General features: G+C 63.8%; 3 protein-coding genes. All 3 read left to right on the top strand.

The window, feature by feature from the left end; all coding sequences use genetic code 11:
- On the top strand, positions 1-432 hold a 432-nt coding region (locus VN047_RS03450; RefSeq protein ID WP_325540048.1), incomplete at its 5' end, for an aminotransferase class IV.
- 134 nt (positions 433-566) lie between these two features.
- Positions 567-1,781: a pyridoxal phosphate-dependent aminotransferase gene (locus VN047_RS03445; protein WP_325540046.1), complete on the top strand. Its 1,215-nt coding sequence runs from the start codon at positions 567-569 to the stop codon at positions 1,779-1,781.
- Between the two features lie 331 nt (positions 1,782-2,112).
- Positions 2,113-2,802 carry a peptide-methionine (S)-S-oxide reductase MsrA gene (msrA, locus tag VN047_RS03440; RefSeq protein WP_325540044.1) on the top strand — a complete coding sequence of 230 codons (690 nt, stop codon included), beginning with the start codon at positions 2,113-2,115 and terminating at the stop codon, positions 2,800-2,802.
- Positions 2,803-3,083 lie beyond the last annotated feature (281 nt).

Here is a 3,083-nt window from a genome sequence, read left to right as displayed (position 1 = left end):
GCGCTGGCGGTCGAGGTGTCGCCGCTGCCCCGGCTTGCCGAGCTGCCGGTGCCGGTCGCGCCATGCGTCGCGCCGATGGCGGCGGACGATTTCCGCCTGACGCACAAGACCAGCCTGCGTGCGGCCTATGACGCGGCGCGGCAGGATAGCGGTGCGACGGAGGTCGTGTTCATCGACGAGCCGGGCTTCGTTACCGAGGGAAGCTGGAGCAATATCTTCGTCGAGCGCGACGGGCTGCTGCTGACGCCGCCGCTGTCGCTGGGCCTGCTTCCCGGCGTATTGCGTGCCGAGCTGATCGAGAAGGGACGCGCGGTCGAATCGCACCTGCGGCTCGCCGATCTCGAAAGCGGTTTTTTCATCGGCAATTCGCTGCGCGGACTGATCCCGGCGCGATTGGCGGACGCTGCGGCAAGCCCGGTCGGGCTGCGATAGGCTGACCTGTCCGCCGCATAGGTAAATTATCAACCAGCGCGCTTGCGAATTGCGGGCGGACGTTATAGGCGCGGCCGCGCGCAATTTTCTGCCATTTCATCCGCCGCTCGCCCTCTCGCAAGGACGCTTTTCCGATGTCGACTTTCAAGCCTCACGTCTCGGCCGCTCTGGGCCGTATCCAGCCTTCGGCAACGCTCGCGATGACTGCGCGCGTCACCAAGCTGAAGGCCGAAGGCGTCGATGTGATCGGTCTGAGCGCCGGCGAGCCCGATTTCGACACCCCGGATTTCGTCAAGGAAGCAGCGATCGAGGCGATCCGGAATGGCCAGACCAAATATACGCTCGTCGACGGCACGGTCGCGCTGAAAGAGGCGATCCGCGGCAAGTTCCGCCGCGACAATGGCCTTGAGTTCGGGCTCGACCAGATTTCGGTCAATGTCGGCGGCAAGCACACCCTGTTCAACGCGCTCGTCGCGACCGTCGATCCGGGCGATGAAGTGATCATCCCCGCGCCCTATTGGGTCAGCTATCCCGATATCGTTGCCTTCGCGGGCGGTACGCCGGTGATCATCGAGGGTACTGCGGCGCAGAATTACAAGATCACGCCCGCGCAGCTCGACGCGGCGATCACCGCAAAGACGCGCTGGGTGATGTTCAACTCGCCGTCGAACCCGTCGGGCGCCGCTTACTCGGGCGAGGAGCTCGACGCGCTTGGCGAGGTGATCCGCCGCCATCCGCATGTGATGGTGATGACCGACGATATGTACGAGCATGTCTGGTACGCCGATTTCGCCTTCACGACCTTTGCCGAGCGGTGCCCCGATCTGATCGACCGTATCCTGACGGTGAACGGCTGTTCGAAGGCCTATGCGATGACCGGCTGGCGCATCGGTTACGCGGGTGGTCCCGCGTGGATCATCAAGGCGATGGGCAAGCTCCAGTCGCAGTCGACATCGAACCCCTGCTCGATCGCGCAGGCCGCCGCCGCCGCCGCTCTCGGCGGACCGCAGCAGTTCCTCGACGACCGCAACGCCGCGTTCAAAAAGCGCCGCGACATGGTCGTCGCGATGCTCAACGACGCGCCGGGCCTCAACTGTCCCGTCCCCGACGGCGCCTTCTACGTCTATCCCGACGCGTCGGGCTGCATGGGCAAGAAGACCCCCGACGGAAAATTGATCGACAGCGACGAAGCGCTGATCGACTATTTCCTCGACGCGGCGAAGGTTGCGGCGGTGCACGGCGGCGCTTTTGGCCTGTCGCCGGCGTTCCGCGTTTCCTACGCGACGTCGGAAGCGGTGCTGAAGGAAGCGTGCGTCCGCATCCAGCAGGCCTGCGCCGCGCTCGGCTAAATTGCGGTTCCGTCCTTGCGCGATAATTTTGTACCGATCGGTCTTGTAATGGCAGCGGCAGAGCCTATTTGCACCTGAACGGCGGTTAACTGCCCGGTTCACCGAATGGTAAGTCATCTTGTTTAAGGTGACGGCCATCACTGCACGGTTGGTCGGGGCGCTCCATATCGTCGGTGTAACCAGGGCGGCCTTGGCCGCGAACAACATAATATGACACGAGGCCCTCTATGCTCTCCATGCTCCGCTCCGACTGGTTTCTGACCATGCTCGCCGGCTTCGCGATTGGCGCGACCTACATCGTCCTCAACGCACCGGCACTCCCGATCCCTGCGTGACGCTGTTACGGCGCACCTTTTTTTCCCGTGCCGTTGCGGCGCTGGTTGCGGGTGCGATCGTCGCGCAATGCGCTCCTGCGCAGGCCGAAAGCGTCATCAAGCTACCTGCGGCTGCTACCGACCCGGCCATCAAGGCAACGCGCGCAACCGCGATACTCGCCGGCGGATGCTTCTGGGGTGTGGAGGGCGTCTTTTCGAATGTGAAGGGCGTGATTTCGGTCGAATCGGGCTATCACGGCGGCAGCGCCGCGACCGCGCGATACGAACGAACCCATGACGGCAAATCGGGCCACGCCGAAGCCGTGCGCATTGTCTATGATCCCCGTCAGGTCAGCTACGGCACCTTGCTGCGCATCCTTTTTTCGGTGGTGGCCGACCCGACGCTGAAGAACCGGCAGGGTCCCGACGCCGGTACGCAGTATCGCGCCGCGATCGTGCCGCTCGATGCGACCCAACGCCAGGTCGCTATCGCCTATCTGGCGCAGATCGGCCGTGGCAGATATTTTGCAAAGCCGATCGTCGCGCCGATTGAAAGCTACAAGCGCTTCTATCCTGCCGAAGCTAATCATCAGGATTTCATGCGCCGCAACCCGTCGAACGGTTATATCGTCCGTTGGGATGCGCCCAAGCTGGCGGCGCTGAAACGGCTGTTCCCCGACAGGGTGCGCGCAACGCCTGCGCCCTGAGTGCGGCCCGGAAACCCGCATGGTTCCGCCACTGGTCGCGGTTGAAGACTCATTCGTCGCAAATCGCTGGTTCGCCCCGCGCGCCTGCGTGACGAACGTAACGACCGACGGGGTCGGGAAATATATATAAGTCGCAGGTGCGGGGTTTGAATGAAGTTTGAGTTTTCCGTCCGGCCGCTCCTCGCTGTGTCGATGGGCGCCGCGGTGCTTGCAGGCTGCGTCAGCAGCGCCGCGATCGTGCCGCAACCGCGGACGCAGCCGCAACAGACGGCCACGCGCGG

It is taken from the genome of Sphingopyxis sp., assembly GCF_035565275.1.
In the GTDB taxonomy this organism is placed as follows: domain Bacteria; phylum Pseudomonadota; class Alphaproteobacteria; order Sphingomonadales; family Sphingomonadaceae; genus Sphingopyxis.
This window is presented reverse-complemented; position numbering and strand designations above follow the sequence as displayed.

Excerpts from the sequence above, each read along its gene's own strand:
- VN047_RS03445 (WP_325540046.1), top strand. The coding sequence starts at position 567 with ATGTCGACTTTCAAGCCTCACGTCTCGGCCGCTCTGGGCCGTATCCAG.